General features: G+C 40.3%; 18 protein-coding genes. 9 read left to right on the forward strand and 9 right to left on the reverse strand.

Annotation, left to right across the window (positions count from 1 at the left end; translation table 11 throughout):
• Positions 1-15 precede the first annotated feature (15 nt).
• Positions 16-1,320 (reverse strand): peptide MFS transporter, encoded by a 1,305-nt coding sequence (locus tag EHS11_RS16225; protein WP_135765401.1) that lies wholly within the window; start codon positions 1,318-1,320, stop codon positions 16-18.
• A complete protein-coding gene (locus tag EHS11_RS16230) occupies positions 1,296-1,856 on the reverse strand; it encodes a cob(I)yrinic acid a,c-diamide adenosyltransferase (protein ID WP_135765402.1) in 561 nt (186 codons plus the stop codon). Before EHS11_RS16230 ends, EHS11_RS16225 begins: the two co-directional genes overlap by 25 nt.
• 230 nt (positions 1,857-2,086) lie before the next feature.
• Here EHS11_RS16230 and EHS11_RS16235 point away from each other — a divergent pair, with 230 nt between their 5' ends.
• Both EHS11_RS16235 and EHS11_RS16240 read left to right on the forward strand, forming a co-directional pair.
• Positions 2,087-2,935 carry a flagellin N-terminal helical domain-containing protein gene (locus tag EHS11_RS16235; RefSeq protein ID WP_135765518.1) on the forward strand — a complete coding sequence of 283 codons (849 nt, stop codon included), beginning with the start codon at positions 2,087-2,089 and terminating at the stop codon, positions 2,933-2,935.
• 103 nt (positions 2,936-3,038) lie between these two features.
• Entirely contained in the window at positions 3,039-3,773 is a 735-nt protein-coding gene (locus EHS11_RS16240) for an OmpA family protein (RefSeq protein WP_135765403.1), read from the forward strand.
• Positions 3,774-3,869: 96 nt separating this feature from the next.
• Here the strand turns inward: EHS11_RS16240 and EHS11_RS16245 are convergent, their stop codons facing one another.
• On the reverse strand, positions 3,870-4,187 hold the full coding sequence (locus EHS11_RS16245) for a YbaB/EbfC family nucleoid-associated protein (protein WP_135765404.1): 318 nt from the start codon (positions 4,185-4,187) through the stop codon (positions 3,870-3,872).
• A gap of 91 nt (positions 4,188-4,278) precedes the next feature.
• On the opposite strand from EHS11_RS16245, the gene EHS11_RS16250 reads away from it, so the two are divergent.
• Entirely contained in the window at positions 4,279-5,634 is a 1,356-nt protein-coding gene (locus EHS11_RS16250) for an ion transporter (RefSeq protein ID WP_135765405.1), read from the forward strand.
• Here EHS11_RS16250 and EHS11_RS16255 read toward each other — a convergent pair.
• Complete coding sequence (locus EHS11_RS16255; RefSeq protein WP_135765406.1) at positions 5,631-6,587, reverse strand: alpha/beta fold hydrolase; 957 nt, start codon at positions 6,585-6,587, stop codon at positions 5,631-5,633. The genes EHS11_RS16250 and EHS11_RS16255 overlap by 4 nt on opposite strands.
• A 21-nt stretch (positions 6,588-6,608) precedes the next feature.
• Positions 6,609-7,379, reverse strand: a complete 771-nt coding sequence (locus EHS11_RS16260; RefSeq protein WP_135765407.1) for a ParA family protein — start codon at positions 7,377-7,379, stop codon at positions 6,609-6,611.
• A gap of 95 nt (positions 7,380-7,474) precedes the next feature.
• On the opposite strand from EHS11_RS16260, the gene EHS11_RS16265 reads away from it, so the two are divergent.
• From EHS11_RS16265 to EHS11_RS16275, 3 genes are read left to right on the forward strand one after another with little or no spacing between them, the layout of a single operon-like run.
• Positions 7,475-7,849, forward strand: a complete 375-nt coding sequence (locus EHS11_RS16265; RefSeq protein WP_135765408.1) for a YopX family protein — start codon at positions 7,475-7,477, stop codon at positions 7,847-7,849.
• Between the two features lie 6 nt (positions 7,850-7,855).
• Complete coding sequence (locus tag EHS11_RS16270; protein WP_135765409.1) at positions 7,856-9,352, forward strand: tetratricopeptide repeat protein; 1,497 nt, start codon at positions 7,856-7,858, stop codon at positions 9,350-9,352.
• Between the two features lie 35 nt (positions 9,353-9,387).
• On the forward strand, positions 9,388-11,262 hold the full coding sequence (locus tag EHS11_RS16275) for an AMP-dependent synthetase/ligase (RefSeq protein WP_135765410.1): 1,875 nt from the start codon (positions 9,388-9,390) through the stop codon (positions 11,260-11,262).
• 18 nt (positions 11,263-11,280) lie between these two features.
• On the opposite strand, the gene pepN is transcribed toward EHS11_RS16275, so the two are convergent.
• Positions 11,281-13,887 (reverse strand): aminopeptidase N, encoded by a 2,607-nt coding sequence (gene pepN, locus EHS11_RS16280; protein WP_135765411.1) that lies wholly within the window; start codon positions 13,885-13,887, stop codon positions 11,281-11,283.
• Between the two features lie 43 nt (positions 13,888-13,930).
• Positions 13,931-14,200: an RNA recognition motif domain-containing protein gene (locus EHS11_RS16285; RefSeq protein ID WP_135765412.1), complete on the reverse strand. Its 270-nt coding sequence runs from the start codon at positions 14,198-14,200 to the stop codon at positions 13,931-13,933.
• 157 nt (positions 14,201-14,357) lie between these two features.
• Between EHS11_RS16285 and EHS11_RS16290 the strand changes: the two genes are divergently transcribed.
• The gene (locus tag EHS11_RS16290) at positions 14,358-16,004 is read left to right on the forward strand and encodes an EAL domain-containing response regulator (RefSeq protein ID WP_135765413.1); all 1,647 of its coding nucleotides are present in this window, start codon (positions 14,358-14,360) and stop codon (positions 16,002-16,004) included.
• Positions 16,001-17,119, forward strand: coding sequence for a hypothetical protein (locus EHS11_RS16295; protein ID WP_135765414.1), 1,119 nt, complete (start codon positions 16,001-16,003; stop codon positions 17,117-17,119). Before EHS11_RS16290 ends, EHS11_RS16295 begins: the two co-directional genes overlap by 4 nt.
• On the opposite strand, the gene EHS11_RS16300 is transcribed toward EHS11_RS16295, so the two are convergent.
• The gene (locus EHS11_RS16300) at positions 17,116-19,581 is read right to left on the reverse strand and encodes a TonB-dependent receptor family protein (RefSeq protein WP_135765415.1); all 2,466 of its coding nucleotides are present in this window, start codon (positions 19,579-19,581) and stop codon (positions 17,116-17,118) included. The genes EHS11_RS16295 and EHS11_RS16300 overlap by 4 nt on opposite strands.
• Positions 19,582-19,695: 114 nt before the next feature.
• On the opposite strand from EHS11_RS16300, the gene EHS11_RS16305 reads away from it, so the two are divergent.
• Positions 19,696-19,995, forward strand: coding sequence for a YciI family protein (locus EHS11_RS16305; RefSeq protein WP_135765416.1), 300 nt, complete (start codon positions 19,696-19,698; stop codon positions 19,993-19,995).
• Positions 19,996-20,016: 21 nt separating this feature from the next.
• Here the strand turns inward: EHS11_RS16305 and EHS11_RS16310 are convergent, their stop codons facing one another.
• A complete protein-coding gene (locus tag EHS11_RS16310) occupies positions 20,017-20,892 on the reverse strand; it encodes a LysR family transcriptional regulator (protein ID WP_135765417.1) in 876 nt (291 codons plus the stop codon).
• Positions 20,893-20,980: the final 88 nt, after the last annotated feature.

The raw sequence follows: 20,980 nt of genomic DNA on the forward strand, positions 1-20,980 counted from the left end.
CAGTTCTCCGGGAAATCAATCTTCTTGCAACCAGTCTTTCAATACAAACCAGAGACCGAATAACAACGCACCTGCCCCCCAGGATGTAACTACAAAAAAAAGATAAAAATGGGAAGGCTCCGCAAATTGTTTCACATAACCGGACAAAAACCCTGCAAAATAATGACCCACAGCGTTGGATAAAAACCAAATCCCCATAAGCATACTTACATACCTGACCGGTGCGGTTTTACTTACGAAAGAAAGTCCGACAGGAGACAAAAACAATTCGCTCACTGTATTCCAGAAATAGGCACCGAATAGATACCACACACCGGCAAGAACGCCTGTGCTCACAATCTTGGAAGCCCAAACCATTGTCAAAAATCCAAGTCCTAAGAAGAACAGACTGAATGTAAATTTTAAAATAGGGTCGGGATCCATTTTCTTTTCTGAAAGTTTTTTCCAAAAATAGGCAAAGATCGGACCAAGAACCAGGATCAGAAGAGGATTGATGGATTGAAATAGAGAAGCGGGAATCTCATATCGCAAGAAGGTTCGGTCCGTATGACGGTCTGCGAACAAATTGAGCGAAGATCCCATTTGCTCGAATGCCATCCAAAAGAAGATACTGAAAAAAGATAAGATTACGATCAGTCCTATTCGTTTTTGCATATTCCGATCATTTGCTTTCGTTAGCTGGTTCGCATCACCAGGTTTAGACTTTTGTTCCGGATCCTGCAACCAGACGGATTCAGGCAATTTTTTGGAGCCGAAATAAAATACCGTAATCCCGATTGCCATTCCGATCCCTGCGGCTCCGAATCCGTAATGCCAATCTACTTTTTCTCCCAGACTTCCGCAGAGTACCGGACCCAGAAGTCCTCCTAAATTGATTCCCATATAAAAAATGGTGTAACCGCTGTCACGTAGTTTGGGTTTTCCTTTGTATAATTTTCCCACAAGAGTAGACATATTCGGTTTGAAAAAACCGTTTCCAAATATAATGAGTCCGAGACCCAAATAAAAAAATTTGAGATCCGGCACAGCCAAACTCAAATGCCCGAATAACATCAAAACCGATCCTATATAGATCGCTTTTTTATAACCTAAGTATTTATCTGCAAGATATCCCCCCAAAACAGGAGTTAGATACACTAGACTTGTGTATAACCCGTAGACTTGCCCCGCATCTTCGTCTGAAAAATGAAGTTCTTTGACAAGATAAAGCACGAGTAAGGCGCGCATTCCGTAATAACTCATACGTTCCCACATCTCCGTGAGAAAAAGAGAAGGCAGACCTTTGGGATGTTTATCTAAGGTTTGGTTCTGGATTTCCATGTAGTTTCCGAAACCCCTTCCGCCTGGTTTGCAAATCGTGCCGCAGTGAAAAAATAATCGGACAATCGATTGAGATAGGTGCGAATGGATTGGGAAACATTTCCCCCCGACTCAATATAACGGATCACATCTCTTTCCAATCTACGACTAACAGTGCGGGCAATATGCAATGCAGAAGCAAGTTCCGTGCCACCGGGTAAAACAAAGTTTTTGAGAGGAATCAGACTTTCTGTTAGTCGGTCGATTTCGGTTTCCAAAGAAGCGATATCTTCTTCCTTGATTATGGATTCGGTTTGCCCTTTGGGAATGTATCCCGCAAGCTCGGATCCTACTTCAAATAGCAAATGCTGGATCCCCGAAAGCACTTCTGCAAATCTAGGATCTTTTAATTTACAGTATGTAAGAGCGAGCCCTAAAAAAGAATTCAATTCGTCGCAAGTTCCATACAGTTCCACCCTTCCATCCGTCTTGGGAACCCGAACACCTGAGGCAAGATAGGTCTGTCCTGCATCGCCTGCTTTCGTATAGATTTTCAAAATTATTATCTCTATCCTTGCAAATTTTCTTTACAGACACAGATTGAGGGAGCTATATTTGAAGGGAAAGGCAAAATTCATTGGGTCTACGAGGAAGGCAACCCTCGCCCCATATCGAAGTACAAATCCTTTAACCTCATGGAAAAGATTTTGTACTAGCGGACTTGGGTTTTTCTTTTCTCCGCCTGTAGGGAAACAAGCGGGTCATGTACACACAGGAGGGTGTGACTATGATTATCAATCACAACGTAAGTGCGCTCGTCGCAAGGCGTTCGCTTCACAATACCAATCGAGACATGGACAAGTCCATGGAGCGTTTATCGACCGGAATGAGAATCAATCGTCCCGGCGATGATGCTCCTGGTTTTGCCGTTTCGGAAAGACTCAGGACCCAAATCAGGGGACTCGGCCAAGCGGAAAGAAATGCCCAAGACGGACTTTCTTTTTTGCAAGTAACGGAAGGCTCTCTGGAACAAGTCAATTCCATTCTGCAAAGACTTCGTGAATTGTCAGTCCAATCATCTAACGGGATCTATTCGAACGAAGATAGAAAACTAGTTCAATTGGAAGTATCCCAGTTAGTGGAAGAGGTGGAAAGGATAGGAAACACTTCCGAGTTCAATAAAATCCGCCCGTTGGACGGAAGATTTTCCCGTGCGGGAAAATCTCCCATGTCACTTCAAGTAGGCTCCAATGCGGGAGAAAAGGTGGAGATATTCATCAATACGATGAATAGTTCTTCTCTAAAACTAAAAACGGGTGGAACAAAACTAGCACTCTCAACACCGGAGAAAGCGAATAACTCACTTCTCGTGCTTGACGATGCTATTTCCAAAGTAAACCGTATGCGTTCGGATCTAGGCGCTTATTATAATCGTCTGGATATGACTTTGAAGTCTTTGGGAAACAATTATGTAAATATTGTTTCTTCGGAGTCTCAAGTTCGCGACGCCGATATGGCATTGGAAGTTGTGGAGTTTACCAAAAATCAAATTCTCACCAAGTCGGGTGTCGCCATGCTTGCTCAGGCAAACACAAGGCCCGAACAAGTGGTGAAACTACTGACGGACAGGTACTAGTCCAGGAAGGGGGAGTTTTTCCCCCTCTTTCAGAAATCCTCTTGCTCTTTTAAAGACATATGGGGGAATTTATTTTTAATCACTCTCACTCTAGGAGAATCCCTTGAAACAAATTACCGCAGCGATTGCATCGCTATCCTTACTCTTTTCCGTATCTTGTTCTCTATCTGACAATGCGAAAAGACTTATTCTCAGCACTTCCATAGGTTGTGGCGTAGGTCTTGCGTTAGGTGCTGTTTATGATGAATCACAAAGAAAAAAAGAAAGCAAAAATACAAAAAACAATTTCCAAAAACAAATCAAACAAGCACTTACTTTGGAAAAAAAGAAACCGCAAAACAAAGGTAAGATTATCGGACTTGGTGCAGGCTGTCTTGCCGGTCTTGGAACCGGTTTTTATCTCAATACGATGTATGATAACATGAACGAGCAACTTTCCAAAGAAGGAATCAAATTGGAAAAAGTAGCCGGTACGGATGGAGAAACGGAAGCACTTCTTGTTAAAATGGACGGAGGAATTTCCTTCGAAGACGGGAAAGCGGATCTAAAAGGCAAAGGTAAGGAAAACCTTGATAAGTTAGCGGAAGCGCTTGCAGCTTACCCTGAAACAAAAATCAATATCGCAGGTCATGCCAACAAAACAGGTCCTGAAGATACAAACTTGAAACTATCTCAAAACAGAGCTGAAACTGCAAAAGATGCGATCACCGGTTCGGGGATTGAATCAAAAAGAATCGGTTCCGTTCAAGGATTCGGATCCTCCAAACCGGCAGCAGGTTTGAAACCGGAAGACGGTGCCAACCGCCGTGTAGAAGTGGAAATTCTTTCCGCAGGTTAATTCTAATTGGCCGATTCTCCTAGCTCGAATGAGCTAGGAGATACAGATACTTAGCGAAAAATCAGATGCGAAATCTGCCTTATTTTTGATTCTTTTTTAGAGACCGAGTCCCGGAAAACCGCCCATGGCCTGCATTTGTTTTGCAGCACCCGCTTGCGCATCTTGCATTGCTTTGGAAAATGCTTCTTGAAAAGATTTTTCCAAAAGGTTTTTATCTTTTTTTTCGATCAATTCATCTTCGATGTTTACAGCTTTCAAATTGAATTTTCCATCCAGTGTGACTGAAAGTAGCTTGTTCTTGGAAACTCCCACAAAGTTCAAACTTTGAAGCTCCTTCTCCATGGTTTTTACCTGAGAACGCATCTTCTTCATCTGTTTTAACATCTCGAATTTATTGCCACCGCCACCGAACATAATTACCCCTTTAAAACGATACCTTTCATAAAATTGCCCCCCAAGGTTCTTTGCAATTGAAAAACAGTGATGAAAAGTCGATACTTAAATCATGATCCATCCCGATAAAGCCTGGAAAAGAATTTGGGATCTAATTACGTTCTGCGCCACAACTTACTTTGCCATAGAAGTTCCTCTTCGGATCGTATTCGATTATAAAATCGGCGGGCAAATTGCTTTGTATGAAAGGATCATTCAAATTCTATTTGGAATTGATATCGTATTGAATTTTTTCACCGGATACTTCCAAGAAAGAACCCTGGTTACAAACAAAAAGCTTGTAGCGAAACGGTATTTAAGTTCCTGGTTTATCATTGATTTTTGTTCCGCCTTTCCATTTGATATTTTCGGGCAGTTCTTTTATTCCTACTTTGGTCTAACAGATAGTTTGCGGGTATTACGGCTTGTCCGGTCGGTAAAGGTATTCGAATTATTCCGTTCTCTTAGAATGTTAGCGATGGGAGGAAGGGATGATTATCAATATAAAGTTTTGGAAGTAATGAGTCCGGTTACGTTCCGTCTGGCCTTTTTTATTTACTGGACTTCTCTATTTGCCCATTGGGTGGCTTGCGGATGGATCCAATTGAATCCTGCTTTTCTAGCAAAGAGCGATAATATAACCCGTTATATCAGATCCCTCTATTGGTCCGTAACCACTCTCACAACGATCGGCTACGGGGATATCACTCCGACAAGTAATGCGCAAACGATATATACTATGGGAGTAATGGTAGTAGGTGTTGGTATCTACGGTTATGTAATCGGTAATATTTCAACGATTTTATCCACCATAGATATATCCAGAATTGCATTTCAAGAAAAATTGAATTCGGTCAATTCGTTTTTAAAATACAAAAAACTTCCCAATCATCTGTCCAATAGAATCAGATCTTATTATTTCAATCTTTGGGAAAACAAACATGGAGTAGACGAAGATGATATTTGGGAAGACTTGCCCATAGGAATCAAAGCGGATGTAAGTTTTTATCTGCATGAAAAATTGATTGATTCCGTTCCGTTTTTCAAAGAAAAAAGCGAAGAATTGAAAAGAGAAGTGGCGATCGAATTAAAACCCATTTTTTTTATGAAAGGAGATTGGATCTACAGAGAAGGTGATTTTCCGAACAATATCTATTTTATTGCCAAAGGCCAAATAGAGATCTATCAGGAAAATACAAAGACAGTCATTGCCACATTGAATGAAGGAAGTTTTTTCGGAGAAACGGATCTATTTAAAAAAACGGAAAGGACAACTTCCGCAAAGGCGATCCAATTTTGTGATCTGTACATTCTGGATTTTGAAAGCCTGGATAGAATTTTGAAACATCATCCCGAAGAAGGAATCAAAACTTCAGAAAAAAACAAATCCAAAAAAGTAAAAAGGGTTTTAGCAAAAAATAAACGCTAATAAGAATCTCCCAAAAAGGAAATCATCTCCCGATCCAAAACGGGACAATCTTCGATGATAAACTGGTAATGATTGTATTCATGCAAAGTGAGTCCGCGGGAATTGGGAATCTCTCTTAAGATTCTTGCATACGAAGGATCTGGTAACATTTCGTCTCCGTATTTTAGATTCGCACGCATGGCTCTCACTACTAGTGTGGGTGACTGAACGGAAGCATAGGGAAGATGATTGTTCCTTTTCATTTTTAAGAAAAAACTGGTAGGATGCAAAATCAAACCCAAAAGCAAACCTTTGTTCGTAAGACTCCCTCCCAAAGAGTTGAGTTCCGACTCCATCACATAAAGAGGAATATTGCATTCCAAGCCGCCCACTCCATCCCGAAATCTTCCCGAAAGTTCATAATCAAACATCTGTTCTATTTTTTTATTCCAAGAAGTTAAAAAAGGAGAATCCGCAATTTCCTTAAAGTATTCTTCCTTCGAAGTAAAAAACCGTCCCATTCGGCTGAGAGAAAGCCGGACCATATTCAAATTTCTTAATTTTCTGGAAATAGGTTGGATGCCCGCCCCGTCCAGGAGAATCAGTTTCGAAAGCCTATCCCCCGCCGATTTTGCAAAAGCAAGAGAGACCCAGGCACCCAAAGAATGCGCAACAATTCGAATTCGGTCGAGACCCAAATGATTGATTGCCGCGAGTAGATCTTTTGCATGAACTTCCGCATCATAAATGCCGCGGGGTTTGTCGCTTCTTCCCCTTCCCCTCAGATCATAACTGTAAATATCACAATCTAACACTTGCAAAACGTCTGCAATCCGATTCATAAATTGCAGATTTCCTGAAAGGCCATGAACGAGTATAATGGGATCGGAACTTTTTTTGCCTTTGTATTTTCGAAACCGAAGCGTAACTCCGTTTACTACAATATCGAATTCTGAAATATTGTTTTTTTTCATAAAGAAAAACCGGCGATCGGATTAACCAGAAAAAGGAAAAATACTTTCAGGGTCAATGAGTTTGATCACTTCATCCGCTAAAATATCGAATGCATGCCAGGGATTGGAACCTTTCTTTAAAAACTGATTTTTTTCTGTTTTGGTTTTGATAGACTCTGATTTGGGAATTTCGTTGAGAGTGGGAATTTCCTCTATGGTTTTCAGTCTTTCCAGAATATCTCTGTGTTTTTTGGAGGCTCCGAAAAGACAGGGAAGAAATGCGGACTCTTTCTTGGCACTGAATAAAGATTCGGTCTGAGAGATCTCATCTAACAATAAATTGACGGCCCGGATTGCCCATTTGCTAGGTGTTACCGGAATCAAGACCAACTGTGCAACATAAAGTGCACTCGTGAGTTCGTATTTTGCAGAACCGGGAGTATCGATCACAACATATTCGTATTTTGATTTTACCGACTCCAAAGCTTTCTTCAGTTGTTGGGATAGAAAAAAGGAATCTGAAGCGATTCTTACCAACTTGGAGAGAGTCAAAGTGGAAGGAATGATATCGATCTCTTTACCCGGAATAATGACTTCCGAAATGGAAGACTTTCCAAGTAAGAGAGTCATTATGTTTTTATCTTCGACGGAATCGGGAGAAAGGTTCGGCAGAAAAAAATCAGTCAGATCGGCTTGCATGTCCATATCGATCACTAAGGTCTTTCCCCTGCGGGAAAGCGACTCGCTCAAATGGATCGCAGTCGTTGATTTTGCACTTCCCCCTTTGATATTGGATACCGTTACCACCTTCATACCTACCGATTCTAAATGGAACTCCTGATTTACCAAGAAATTTTTTGAAATTTCCTTGGTCTTCTATTCGGGTGTAAAAATATTTGTAATCAGATATGGCGTACGACATCAAATTCAGAGTTTGGGACAAACAGTCCAAAGAATTTTCCTCCAAAGGTTATTCAATCACTTTAGATGGTAAATTACTCCGATTTGGCCAACCTGTGCAAAATGAAGAAAACTACATTTTACATGCATTTACAGGTCTTAAGGACAAATACGACAAAGAATTGTATGAAGAAGATATCATTGAACACACCGTTGCCAAAGGTGGAAATTTAACCCAGGAAATCGGATTGATTCGTTATAACAACAATCATGCGGCTTTCTACCTGGATGAGAGTCTTCCTCTGCTTCAGTTGTTCTCCATCCGCAAAATCGGAAATCCTTATGAAAACCCGATTCTGTTCGATCTTTATAATAAAAAATAAATAACATTGAAATGGTTTCTATTTTTCCAATATAGAAACATATTTCTGTTTCTCATACTAGGATTACCTACTCTTTCTTTAACCGCACTCTCTTTGGAAGAAATCTGGGTGTCTGTAAAAGAAGCGAAAGAATACTATTCTCTCGGTGACAAATCACCAAAACGATTCGAGTTAAGTTTGGGAGGCGATCGTCCCCAGTATCTGACCAAAGAAGTCGCCAATCATGAAATTTTCAGCTTCTGCCAAAGGTATTTGGAAAAATACCACGGAAATTTTGCAGTCCCGAAATTAAGATCGGATATACGTTACTCTTTGAACGATGCCTACGGAGACATCACATTACAAATATTATCTGGCAAAAACATATTTTCCTGTTTTTCAAAACTTTCTGAAGACCAGCCTTATATTCGAATTGATTTTCAGATTGATAAAAAAAACTTAAGACCGTTCCGATGGGATTACTTTGATAAAACGGGCAACCTGTTCTTTTCCGAAGAAGACGAATCCAGGAACGGAAAAAAAGACAGTTTCACCCGTTTCGAATCCAAAGCTTGTCCCAAAGAAATAACAAAGGACAAAAATGGAATCGGGGGAATCGACGAATGGTGGCATTACGACAAATGTTATTTAAGTAAAATCGAATATGATGAAAATGAAAACGGATACAAAGAACGAACATGTTATTTTGATTTTGGAAAACCCAAATACTGCGAAGGCATAGGTGAAAAGGAAGAATCCGAAGCCAAACTTGCATTACAATCAGGTAACCTTGATTTGGCATCCGCACTTTATAATAGAGCCTTGGAAGAATTAAAAAAAGAATTCACAAAACCTTCTTCCAGATCCTGTTCCCTCCTGAAAGAAATAGCCTCGGTCGATTACCTTCGGAAAGATTATGCTTCTTTTGCCCGATCTCTCGATGAATTTTTAAATATCTCCGTCTGTGAAAAATCTTCTCTGGAAATTCTAGTCTACAAAGGATATTACCTACTTTATATTTCAGGCAATTTCAAAGAGGCGAAAAAAACGTATAAAGAAGCCGCAAAAACCTATTTTCACGAAAAAGGAGAAGAGAATCCGGAGCTGATTTTGAATTTGGCCTATTCTCAATTTCAAGACAAAGACCCTCTTTCCTGTTTAACCAGCTTAGAAAGATTAGGTGAAAAACGATTATCGGCCAACGCTCGTTTTTATTTTTATTATTATCGCGCCTCATGTAACCTTTCCGCCGGCAAGGACGATTTTGCCATTTCGGATCTGAAAAAATCCAGAGAGATCGGAACGGAAAAAGAATATTATGCAGTCATCCTTTACAAACTGGCACTCAGCCATTATCGATTGCAAAAGAAATCGGAAGGAAAGGTATTTTTGGAACAATGTTTCTCCTTCGATCACGAAATGATCCCCATGGCGGAAAAAGAACCTGCATTTTCCGAATACTTCCTGAGTGCGGAGGGACAGAAGATAAAAATAAAATATTACTTGAATAGAGAACAGAAATGAAAAGACTTCTCTGGAAGAACGGAGCTCTTTAAGAAATGAAAAATTTTACAACCCTGAATGACGTATTTTATTATGCCAAAAAAAACTACGGATCAAAAGAGATTTTTTTTGCCAAAGACAGCCAGAAAGTTTTTCAGGGAACTACGTTCAATGATGCATTTAGAAAAGCGGAAAACGTAGGACTTGCGCTTCTCCAGCTGGGCCTGCAACCGGGAGACAAGGTCGGCCTTATGGCAGACAATCGTACGGAATGGGCGATCGCAGATATGGCGGTACTTTTAAACGGTGCTGTGGATGTTCCCCGAGGTTCCGATTCCACTCCTCAGGAAATTCAATACATTCTGGAACATTCGGAAAGCCGATTCTGTTTCGTAGAACATGACAAACTTTACCAATCTTTAAAAGCGATTCTTCCGGAGACAAAAGTAGAAAAGACAATCATACTGGAACCGGGATTTGTTTCCAAAGACCCGAACGTTTTTAGTTTGGAAGATCTTATCAAAAAAGGGGAAGATTACAGAAGCAATCTTCCTTCTCTGGAACTGAGAGCAAAACAAGTCAAACCGGACGATTTATTTACCATCATCTATACTTCGGGAACCACCGGGATGCCGAAAGGAGTCATGCTCACCCACCAGAATATGGTTTATAACGTGGTGAAAGTTCCGTTTAAGGTCGGTTTAACGGGGGGAGACAAAACACTATCCATCCTTCCCGTTTGGCATATTTTCGAAAGAGCCATCGACTATTCCATCATTGCCGAAGGAGCAAGCATTGCTTATACGAATGTACGCGACCTAAGAGATGATTTTACTAAAATAAAACCGAGTTTTATGGCATCCGCTCCAAGACTTTGGGAAAACCTATACCTTGGCATCAAACAAAAGTTAGAGAAAGCTCCCGAAAACAGAAAGAAACTTTTTGATTTTACTTATGATGTCTGCAAACGTTGGAAGGATGGAGTGGATTATCTTTCCGGAAACAAATTGCATATCCAGGAGGAAACTCCTTTTGAAAGAGCGAAAAATACCGCAGTGGCACTTACGAATTCAGTCAATTTGTTCCTTTTGGCAAAAATTTTAGACGGGGTAGTATTCTCAAAAATCAGAGAAGCCTTGGGCGGAAGTCTTCATGGAACGATTTCCGGGGGAGGAGCTCTTCCTTCTCATGTGGACGAGTTTTTCAATGTGATAGGGATTCCCGTGTATGAAGGTTACGGAATGACCGAATGTGCGCCCATTATCTCCGTTCGTTCCGTAGGAAAAGTGATTCAAGGTTCCGTAGGATTTTGGCCGGAAGGCACCACAGTAAAGATCCTCAACGAACAGGGAGAAGTCGTTCCCAGAGGAAAAATGGGGATCATTCACGTAAAAGGTCCTCAAGTCATGAAAGGTTATTATAAAAACGAAGAGGCAACAAACAAGACCATCAAAGAAGGATGGTTGAATACAGGTGACCTCGGTTTCATCTCTTTTAATGATACACTTTCCGTTCGAGGAAGGGTCAAGGATACGATCGTTCTACTCGGCGGGGAAAACGTGGAACCAGTACCGATTGAAAATCTACTTCTCGAAAATCCTCATATCAACCAGGCAATTGTTGTAGGACAGGATCAAAAATCTCTTACAGCACTGATTTGGCCGGACAAGGAAAGATTAAAAGAAGCCGGAGTGAACTTCAAAGAAGGCGAAGATTTGAATGCAAACAAAGAAGCTCGTAACTTCTACCAAAATATTATAAAGAAACAAATCTCATCCGAAAACGGCTTCAAGTCTTTTGAAAAACTGACTGACTTCCGTTTTTTACCGAAGGCAATGGAAGTGGGAGATGAACTTACAAACCTTTTCAAAATGAAAAGGAATGTAATTCATGATAAATACAACTCTCTCATCAAAAGTATGTACAATTAGTAGACCCCTACTATCTTTTTATAGTCCCCATCCTTTTCTTATGGTTGTGACAATCTCTGTCACTTCCCGGGAAAGATGGGGGATATTTAACAAATCTTCCAAAACCTCAGCCGCTATCGTAGGTCTTTGACCTGTCTGCAACCAAGCATTTTGAAATAACTTTGTAAGGTTTGCAGCAATCTGAGGATTGATTGAATTCAATTTTTTTATTGACTCACCTAAGAACTGATATCCGCTTCCGTCCGCTTTGTGAAAAGAGAGAGGATTACGGGCAAAAGATCCGATGAGAGATCGAACACGATTCGGATTTGACCAATTGAATTTTTCATGATCTTTCAACCGTTTTACGGTCGCTAATGCATCCGCTCCGAATCCGACCTGTGCTGCAAACCAATAGTCCAATACCAAAGGCTCCGATTTCCATTTTTCGTAAAACATAGCAAAACTTTCCGATCTCAATTCATGATTCATCTCACTTAACAAGCGTACAATGGAAAGTTCTTCACTCATGTGTTTGGCATCTCTTTGTTTCTGAAGGGCCAAACCTCCCAAACGGCTTAGGCTATTTTTAGAATGAAACAGGTAATACAAAGAAGTGTTTTGCAGTCTTCTTTTGCCTATTTCGGTTCTGGTTTGCGTTGGAAGACTGATTCTATTTTCTTCATAGATTTCCTGGAAACTTGTTACAAACCTGTCTGCGATTGTTGCTAGCCATAGATTTCTGTTTTTCTCTATGATTTCATAATCGAATACCTGCAAGGACTCGGCTAAATTTCCGATCGAAGGAAAGCCCAATAAGTAACTGAGATAATCTTTTGCCAGGTTCTTTCTGTCTGATAAAGTGTTTTCGATGACTTGTAAAACTTCCGGCATCTTTATTATCTCTTTTCCTTCGAGGCTTGACTCAAAACATTGTTTGATCACTTCCTGAAGTGCAAAAAACCTGGAAAACCCATCTTTCTCCTGTTTGGCGAGAAAAACGATGTCTTCTCTGTTTCTATCGAATTTAACCTTTACAGGAGCGGAAAAATTCCTAAAAACGGATGCGATCGGCTTCCGCAAAAAACCGTCCCATCTAACTTCTGATTTGAACCCGCTTGCGATAAACAATTCTTCTTTTAACACGGATCCGTCCTCATCGAATAAAGCGATCGGGATCGGAAACAAAAGAGGAAAATCCGTTTTGTCAGTATCCGTAAATTCCAAAGAATAAGTTCCCGTATTTTCATCCCAATCTTCTGAAACCTCTATATTCGGCGTTCCTTTCCGATCATACCAATTGCGAAACATAGGAAGTTCTAGTTGATTTGCCTCTTCCATGGAGCGAATGAATTCTTCGTAAGTGACCCCTTTACCGTCATAACGACCAAGATAGTTTTTCAGTCCTTTTTTAAAACCTTCCCTTCCTAAAATCACGGACAACATCCGAATCACTTCGGCGCCTTTTTCATAAACAGTCACTGTGTAAAAATTATTCATTTCCACATAGGATTTGGGAACGATCGGATGAGACATTGGTCCCGCATCTTCCGGAAACTGATGATCCATAAGAAGAGTAACGTCTTTGATCCGTTTTACCGCAGGGTCGGTTTTGTCTTCTGTAAACCATTGGTCACGAAAAACGGTAAGACCTTCCTTTAAAGTGAGATTGAACCAGTTTCGAAGAGTGACCCTATTTCCCGTATAATTATGAAAGTATTCATGAGCTACCACACCAAGGATAGATTCGAATGTTTCATCCGTTGCCGATTTTTTATCTGCAAGAACAAGTTTCGAATTGAATAGATTCAATCCTTTGTTTTCCATCGCTCCCATATTGAAATCATCCACTGCAACGATCATATAAAGATCCAAATCGTATTCCAGTCCGAAGGTTTCTTCGTCCCAACGCATTGCTTCTTTCAAGGAATACATTGCAAATTCGGTTTTATCCTGATTTCCCTTATCTACAAAAATCTTTAGGACAATTTCCTTACCAGATAACGTCGTATAGGTGCTCTTCGTTTCCGCCAAGTCCCCTGCCACCACTGCAAACAAATAAGTAGGTTTGGGAAAAGGATCTTCCCAAATCACTTCCTGTTTTCCCCCTGGGATTTCTTTGGTTTCTATATGGTTTCCATTGGAAAGTAATATCGGGAAATATTCTTTGTCTCCCACAAGGCTTACTGAAAACCGGATCATATTATCAGGTCTGTCGACTGAGTATGTAATCTTACGAAAACCCTCCGGCTCGTTCTGAGTGCAAAGCATGGAATTGGATTGATATAACCCTTCCAGTCCGGTATTTTTTTTGGGAGAAATTTTGTTCTCAACCACCAGTTGGAACTGCTCACCGGGAGGATCGTTAAGTGTTAGACCATCTTTCGTAATCTGATATGCGCCCGGATCGCAGATCGCTCCGTCCACCCGTAAGGACAGGAACTCCAACCCCTCCCCGTTCAAGAATAAAGGAGGCAAACTTTTGCCATCTTGGTCGGAATTTAGACAAACTTCGTATTCCGTTCGAACTACGGTATTTTCCGTATCAAGATCAAAACGAATATGGGCCTTCGGCGTTAACCAAACCGGAGGAGAATAGTCTTCGATATAATTGACTTTAAAAGAGGAAGGAGAGGGAGATTGCATCTCTCCCTCTATAAAGAATTAGGGATAAGAAGAAAAGAGAATTTTAGAACTGTCTTTCTTTTCTTTTGTCTTCAGCAAAAGTGACTTTCAAATTCCGCCCGTCAACTTCCTGTCCGTTCATTTGTTCCACAGCTTCCTTTGCTGCTTCCTCGTTCGCGTAAGTAATAAATGCAAAACCTCTAAAGTTACCCGTTTCTCTATCATACACCATTTTTAGGTCTTGGATTGCACCATAAACGGAGAAGATTTGTCTGATATTTTCTTCCTTAAGGGAAAACTTCATATTGCCAACGTAGATTTTCTTAGAACTCATTCCTGTCCTCATAAACGATAAGATGCTCCAGGTCGGTCTGACAGGAACGGGATAGACTAAATCCCATCTATTAAAAATGTCAATCTTAAATATTTCTTGCCAATTTGCAAAATTGCTTCAGGGTAATTTACTCACGGCCCGTTTAAGGATTTAATCTTTGGAAGAAAAACGATATATCATCTGTATTGACGACGAATTCTTCATTCTCTGGAATTTAAAAGAACAACTTAAAAAAGTCTTTGGCAATGATTTTACGATAGAAACAGCGGAAAGTGCGGAATCTGCAAAAGAAATCATAGGAGAAATCAATGAAGCGGGTGAGGACATACCAGTCGTTATATGCGATCAGGTGATGCCCGGGCAAAAAGGGGACGAATTCTTAATTGAACTCCAATCAACTAACCCGAACACCAAAAAGATCATGTTAACGGGCCAGGCACCTGCTCAGGCTGTGGGAAATGCACTCAATCACGGCTGTTTGTACAGATACCTAGCAAAACCTTGGGATGCTAACGACCTGGAACTTACCATAAAACAGGCAATAGATTCCTTCTACACGGACAAATCTTTGGAACAAAAAAACAAAGAATTGGAAAAATCCTTATTCTTCAACCCTGAGACAGGTTTCCCTAATTTCGAAAGCCTAATCCGGGTTTTGTCAAAACCGGACAAAACGTTCCAAAATGTGACCATAGTACTAATCAAAATCGTCTCCTACCCCAATATCATTAAAAACTTTGGAATTGAAATTTATCGTAAAATCGTATCCAAATTCCTCCGAATGTTATCCACACATTTGAAAGATGAGGCAAAAGTATATCATCTTTACGAAGATGAGCTCGCGATTCTTTCCGAAAACCTGGAAACCGATCTAATCGCAAACGTAGAAGCTTTCCGACTGCTCATCAAATCCGATGATATCCTTTTGGATGAAGTGAGTTTTCATTTGCAGTGTTATTTTTCTTCCGCAATCGGCAGAGAGGACGCCTATTACAAAGCAAAGCTGGCTTTGTTCAAAGCGGAGTCCACCAATTCAGTCGAATTTGTTCCTTATAATGAGGATTTATCCACCGACCATCATTTGCAAAACTTCCAACTCAGCCAGAAGATCACAAGAGCGATCAACGAAAAAAATATAGTCCCCTTTTTCCAAGGAATTAGGGATAACAAAACCAAAACGATTACCAAATTCGAATGTTTGGCCCGGATCAGAGACAAAAACAGTTTTCTAGTGCCGGCAGTATTTTTAGACCTTGCAAAGTCCACAGGCTCGATTCGTATGATAGGCTTACAAATGATAGACGAGTCTATGAATTATTTCAAAGACAGAACATTCGAATTTTCGATCAACCTGACGGAAGCAGAGCTTGAATATAAAAGTTTCAGCAAATGGGTAGCAGCAAGACTCGCTCATTATAAGATGGCTGCCAATCGGATCACGTTCGAGATTTTGGAAGATATCAGTTTTTCGGAAAACAAAAACAGCGTTAATACGATCAGAGAACTGAAATCCATAGGTTGCCAGATTGCCATCGATGATTTTGGTGTTCAATATTCCAATTTATCAAGGTTACTTGAAATCGATCCGGATTACATCAAAATTGACGGCCAGTTTATCCGTGAGCTTCCCCACAACCAAACAGCTGCTTTGTTAGTAAAAGGAATTGTGGATCTAGCGCATGGAATCGGTGCGAAAGTTGTCGCTGAATTCGTGTCTTCCCAGGAGATTCAAAGCACAATCGAATCACTGGGAATCGAATTTTCACAAGGTTACTTATTTATGGAGCCGTCTCAAAACTTATGAAAGAAAAACTTCATTTTCCGGATCATAGATCAGGTTCCGGAACATTTCCTAAATTCGCATTGATTGCGATCGTATTTTCAACGATTTTTAGTTTCTTTGGATTCGGATTTGTATCATTGGAAGAAGTGGAATTCGATTCTACTTTCCTTTTTATCTTTTTTCCCGTTTTTATCGCGTTTTCCATTATTCCTTTCCTGCTTATCTACCGATTCATTTCCACTTCTAGAAAAACAATAATTGATCCGGCAACGAAGACAATTGAGTTTTGGGAAGGGAAAAAACAAACCAATTCGATTGGTTTTTCCAATATCAAATCCTTTTTACAGAGCAGATACACTTACACTGTTAAAACAAAAAACGGCTCAAGAACAGTTATCGTTTATACAGTCACTTCTCCCGAAGCACCTAATATAACTTTTGCGGAGTCTCTCAATCCGATTCTGGCCCGCAATTTTGCGGAAACATTTGCAAAGACATTACAAGTTTCCCTCACGAACGAGCAAGGAAACAGTAGAGATCCCAGTGAATTGGATCTTCCTTTTTATAAAAGACCTGATCCGGAGTTTGATGCGTTTGCAGTCCCGGAATTCAAACAGGAATCCTGTCTGGTATGGGAAGAACGTGACGGATCATATTATCTGACTTCTACTTACAATCCCGCGTTTTTCAAATGGCTAGGTACAACTACAAGCATTGTATCTTTTATTGTCTTGAATCTGGTATTCGGTTCCATATTGGAATTGAATGCGTTCTATTGGGAAAGTTTTCCTCCCGATTTCTGGCAGTTGGTATTTTTGGGAGGAACCGTTCTATTAGCAACGATTCCAATCACCTACGTATATTTCAAAGGTATGAGAAAAAAAGAAATGATTCTCGCCAAGGGTAAGATCACTTCCCCTTCCGGTTCCATGGACTATGAAAAGATAGAAGAGATTTATCTGGACAACGGAGATATTGTTTGCATCGGCGATCATATACATTTGAAAATCTCACTCTTCTTTTTTTGCGATAACAATGATTATGAATCCGTAAAAAAAGCGATTCTCTACGGAATTAGAACCCAGAGCCTGGGAACAGGCGGATCCGGTTCCGCACGTTTTACAACCGAGTTCTAAAGATTGAATGTGATTCCGAAATTGATCTGCCTGAATAATCCGGGTTGGATTCCTTCCGGCAATCTTGTGGAAATATACTTTCGATCCATTAGATTTTTTCCGGAAAGAAAGAGAGACCAATCATTTCTCTTATAACCGATACTTGCATTCACAAGTTCATACGCAGGTATCATACCGGTCAAACCATCTGCATCCGATTTGATATCATTATAATCCAATAATGATTTTACCTGATTGTCCAAAGATGCGGTATCATACCAGTAAACGGTTTTAGTGTTTTGCAAATCATGGTATTGTTTGGAAAAATACTGCCATTCCGCTCTCATATAAAACCCTGTCTTCATAATGATTCCGAAAGCAAGAGTGATTACATCTTTGGATACGTAAGGAAGCCAATTTCCATTCGTATCTTTATGCACGAGAGGATTTGAATTTCCTTTGGTCCATTCTTCCAAATTGTAAGTGTACTGATTGGATTTAGCTTCATTTCTAGAATAAATCACATCGAAAGGAAGGTTGAAATTCCATTGAAAGAAATTTCCAAAATCAAATGTAAGATTTGTCTCGATCCCTTTGTGTTGCGACCTGCCTGCATTCACGGGCCTTGCTCCCAGATTCCCGCCTGCTGCCGAACTATTTATGATTTGATCTTGGAAATCCAAAAAGTAGCCTACCAATTGCATGTTCAGGTAATTGGTAACGTCTCCCCTAACTCCTGTTTCATAATTCCAGGATCTTTCCGCTTTAAGTGTCAGGTCTTGTGCAGTGGGAGAAATGGCAGACTCGTACCGCGGAGGAGAAAATCCTCTATGTACCCCGGAAAACCATGTGAAATGGGAAAACAAATCATAGGTTATCCCGAAACCGGGAAGTAAAATCTGCTGAGTTGATTTTCCCTCCTTGTCCATTTGTACGGTGGGATTGGTTCCGCTGGTATAATTGAAACTCACCTGATCGAAATTTTGCCTTCCTTTCATGATCAAGCGACTTTGAGTAAAGGATTCGTAACGAACCCCGGGTATCACGGAAAGTTTTTCAGTCAGTCGGATTCTATCCTGAACATACAGGGAAACTGCCTTCGCATTTCTTTGTTCGTCGTCTCTCAAATCTCCCGATTTAGCCAAACTTGTTTGGGATTCAACCGCAATCACCGGTGTATTTCCGTAACCATTGGGATAGATAGCCGCATCATAGGTACGCGGTCCGGTCAATAATTGTACTTTGGCCGAGTCGTAATGGTAACGAATACCAGTATCCAATTCATGTTTGATCGAAGCAGTTTCAAATTCATATTGAAGCTTGGTTTCAATCCCTGCAAATTTATAAGTTCTATCCCGATGTGCGTTTGTTCCCCTCATCCAAATTGTATCACCATAACGACCGCTAAATGGTTCACCGTCAAAAGTATTCAGTGTATCGCTCGGTTTGGTACTGGTTCTCGAGGAATTTCTGGAATATTCCTGACGTGCCCAATTTCTTTGCGTATAGGCGGAATAAACCCGTGTGATGACTCTTGCTTTTTCTGACAATGTCCATTCATGGCCAAGTGAGAAAGAATATCTTTCAATGGTTCTAAGATCATTTTCAGCAGGGTTGTCCTTCGGGTTATGATTGAACATTCCTGTCGTTAAGCCTATATAAGTTGATTGTGATTCCTGTTGATGAAATCCCAATTTTGTGGTTATCGAATGCTTATCATTTAACTGATGTATGGTTTTTAAATTCGCCTCATTTACCCAAAAACCTTGATGATTTCTGAAACCGTCTCCCTGTTTTCTCAAAACATTGATATCGAATCCGGTATTTCCGAAAGTTCCACCGTAATTTATCATACTGGAAACATAGCGGTTTTCACCTCCGATTGTTTGAACGGAAAGAGTAGGATCTTTCGGAGGTTTGCGAGTGATAAAATTGACAACCCCTCCGATCGTAGAAGGTCCGAAAAGAATGGAACCCGAACCCTTTACCACTTCGATCCTTTCCATCCTTTCAATGGAAGGAGTGTAATACATTTCAGGTTCACCATATGGGTTCAATGAAGTGAATAGGCCGTCTTCCAATACTAAGATCTTACGTGAGACTTCATTGCTCACTCCCCGAAACCCTAGATTCATGGTCAGACCTGCCGGATCCTGGTATCTGACTGAAGCCCCCGGAACTCTTCTTAAAACTTCCATTCCATCCATAGGTCGGGTCTCATCCAGATATTTCTTTCCTATGATTGTTGCCGAGCCAGGAATTCGTTTCAGATCTTTTTTGTCTCCAATGACCCGAATGTCAGCTTTTTTCCACCGAGGGTCTTCCGCATTTTCCTCTTGATCTACTTTGTCGTTTTCTTTCGCTTCGTTGGACTCCTGGTTTGATTTTCCTTCTGGATTTTCCGGAACCTGAGAAAAAGATTCCTTAGGAAAAACAATAAACAGCCCAAGTATCAGGGCAAAAAGAGATATTTTGACTTTCATAAAACCTTGTTTTTATTTTGATTTTGAGTCCAAGTTTCATATATATAGACAAATGACAACTAATTTACTTCTATCCGCTTATAGGTTTCCCAAGCTGACATTTCAGAGAGATTTATGAAACAATTTGTAGTTCTTTTGCGCTATTTAGTACCATTGGAGACTGTGGAAAAATTCGTAACAGTCCATAGGGAATATCTTGCCACAGGCTATTCTAAAAAATTATTGTTGGCAACCGGGCCACAAAACCCTCGTTCGGGGGGTGTTTTGCTAACAAGGGCGACAACAAGACAAGAAATTCAGGAATTCTGTGATAACGATCCTTTTTGTATCGAAGGTGTTGCCGAATATCAAATCATCGAATGGGTTCCTGTCAAATGGTTGCCCGAATTCGAATCATGGAAAGACGGTAAGTAAAAAATACATACTTTCCAAAATTTATAAATTCGAAACAGAATTGAGAATTTCTTTTGCAAGTAGAACAAGACTTGGTCTTGGATTTTTACGATAACAGATATAAAATTTTCTTTCCGTAAACAATTCCGGAATTTGGATCTGTTTTAAATTTTCATTCAAAGAATACTTGGAGATAAAGCCGATCCCGAGCCCTGCTTCCACCGACTTGATTACTGACTCCACACTTCTAAGCTCCATAGCAATGTGGGGCTTAAAATCCAACTTCAAAGATCTTAACGTTTGTTCTACGGCCCTTCTCACTGCAGAAGCCGGGTGAAAAACGATAAACGATTCTTTCTTCAGATCACCTATGCTGTTTTTTTTCTTATTGAAAATAGAATGATTTTTTGCGGCAACGGGAATAATCATATCCGATAAAAATTCATGACTGATTAAATTGGTTTCCATTGTCTTGCCGGTTAAAATCCCTATATCCACTTTTCCGCCTATCATCAATTCTTTTGTTTCTCCCGCATCCCCCTCCATTACGGAAAGAGAAAGATCAGGATGATCCTTTCGGATTTTTTTGATAATCATCGGAAGAATCCAGGCGGAAACGGTCCCTCCCGCAGAGATGGAAAAATTTCCCCTGATTTCCTTTTCAAAACTTTTCATCCCCTCTTCGCATTCCCGCCAAACTTCTCTCATACGCTCTGCATAGGTTCTGAAAATCTCTCCTTTGTAAGTGAGTTTGACTACTCTCGGTCCCCTTTCCAAAAGACTCTCTCCAAACTCCCTTTCCAAGAGTGCGATTTGAGACGATAATGCCGGCTGTGTCAGTCCCAATGAATCTGCAGCTCTTTGAAAACTCCCACGATCGACGATCTCTAGAAAATAACGAACTTGTCTGAATTCCATAAATCCCCTATGTGGCTATATATAAATTTTACTTATATATTATATCAATTCCATTTATTTGCATTATATAATAAAAGAAGGTATAGTT

Origin of the sequence: Leptospira ilyithenensis (assembly GCF_004771005.1) — a bacterium.
Lineage (GTDB): Bacteria > Spirochaetota > Leptospiria > Leptospirales > Leptospiraceae > Leptospira_A > Leptospira_A ilyithenensis.

What these genes read in the sequence shown, in the direction of transcription:
- EHS11_RS16245 (WP_135765404.1), bottom strand. Translation starts at nt 4,187, where the DNA reads ATGTTCGGTGGCGGTGGCAATAAATTCGAGATGTTAAAACAGATGAAG.
- EHS11_RS16250 (WP_135765405.1), top strand. Translation starts at nt 4,279, where the DNA reads ATGATCCATCCCGATAAAGCCTGGAAAAGAATTTGGGATCTAATTACG.
- EHS11_RS16300 (WP_135765415.1), bottom strand. Translation starts at nt 19,581, where the DNA reads ATGAAAGTCAAAATATCTCTTTTTGCCCTGATACTTGGGCTGTTTATT.
- EHS11_RS16255 (WP_135765406.1), bottom strand. Translation starts at nt 6,587, where the DNA reads ATGAAAAAAAACAATATTTCAGAATTCGATATTGTAGTAAACGGAGTT.
- EHS11_RS16285 (WP_135765412.1), bottom strand. Translation starts at nt 14,200, where the DNA reads ATGAGTTCTAAGAAAATCTACGTTGGCAATATGAAGTTTTCCCTTAAG.
- EHS11_RS16260 (WP_135765407.1), bottom strand. Translation starts at nt 7,379, where the DNA reads ATGAAGGTGGTAACGGTATCCAATATCAAAGGGGGAAGTGCAAAATCA.
- EHS11_RS16305 (WP_135765416.1), top strand. Translation starts at nt 19,696, where the DNA reads ATGAAACAATTTGTAGTTCTTTTGCGCTATTTAGTACCATTGGAGACT.
- EHS11_RS16225 (WP_135765401.1), bottom strand. Translation starts at nt 1,320, where the DNA reads ATGGAAATCCAGAACCAAACCTTAGATAAACATCCCAAAGGTCTGCCT.
- EHS11_RS16265 (WP_135765408.1), top strand. Translation starts at nt 7,475, where the DNA reads ATGGCGTACGACATCAAATTCAGAGTTTGGGACAAACAGTCCAAAGAA.
- EHS11_RS16275 (WP_135765410.1), top strand. Translation starts at nt 9,388, where the DNA reads ATGAAAAATTTTACAACCCTGAATGACGTATTTTATTATGCCAAAAAA.
- EHS11_RS16310 (WP_135765417.1), bottom strand. Translation starts at nt 20,892, where the DNA reads ATGGAATTCAGACAAGTTCGTTATTTTCTAGAGATCGTCGATCGTGGG.
- EHS11_RS16295 (WP_135765414.1), top strand. Translation starts at nt 16,001, where the DNA reads ATGAAAGAAAAACTTCATTTTCCGGATCATAGATCAGGTTCCGGAACA.
- EHS11_RS16235 (WP_135765518.1), top strand. Translation starts at nt 2,087, where the DNA reads ATGATTATCAATCACAACGTAAGTGCGCTCGTCGCAAGGCGTTCGCTT.
- pepN (WP_135765411.1), bottom strand. Translation starts at nt 13,887, where the DNA reads ATGCAATCTCCCTCTCCTTCCTCTTTTAAAGTCAATTATATCGAAGAC.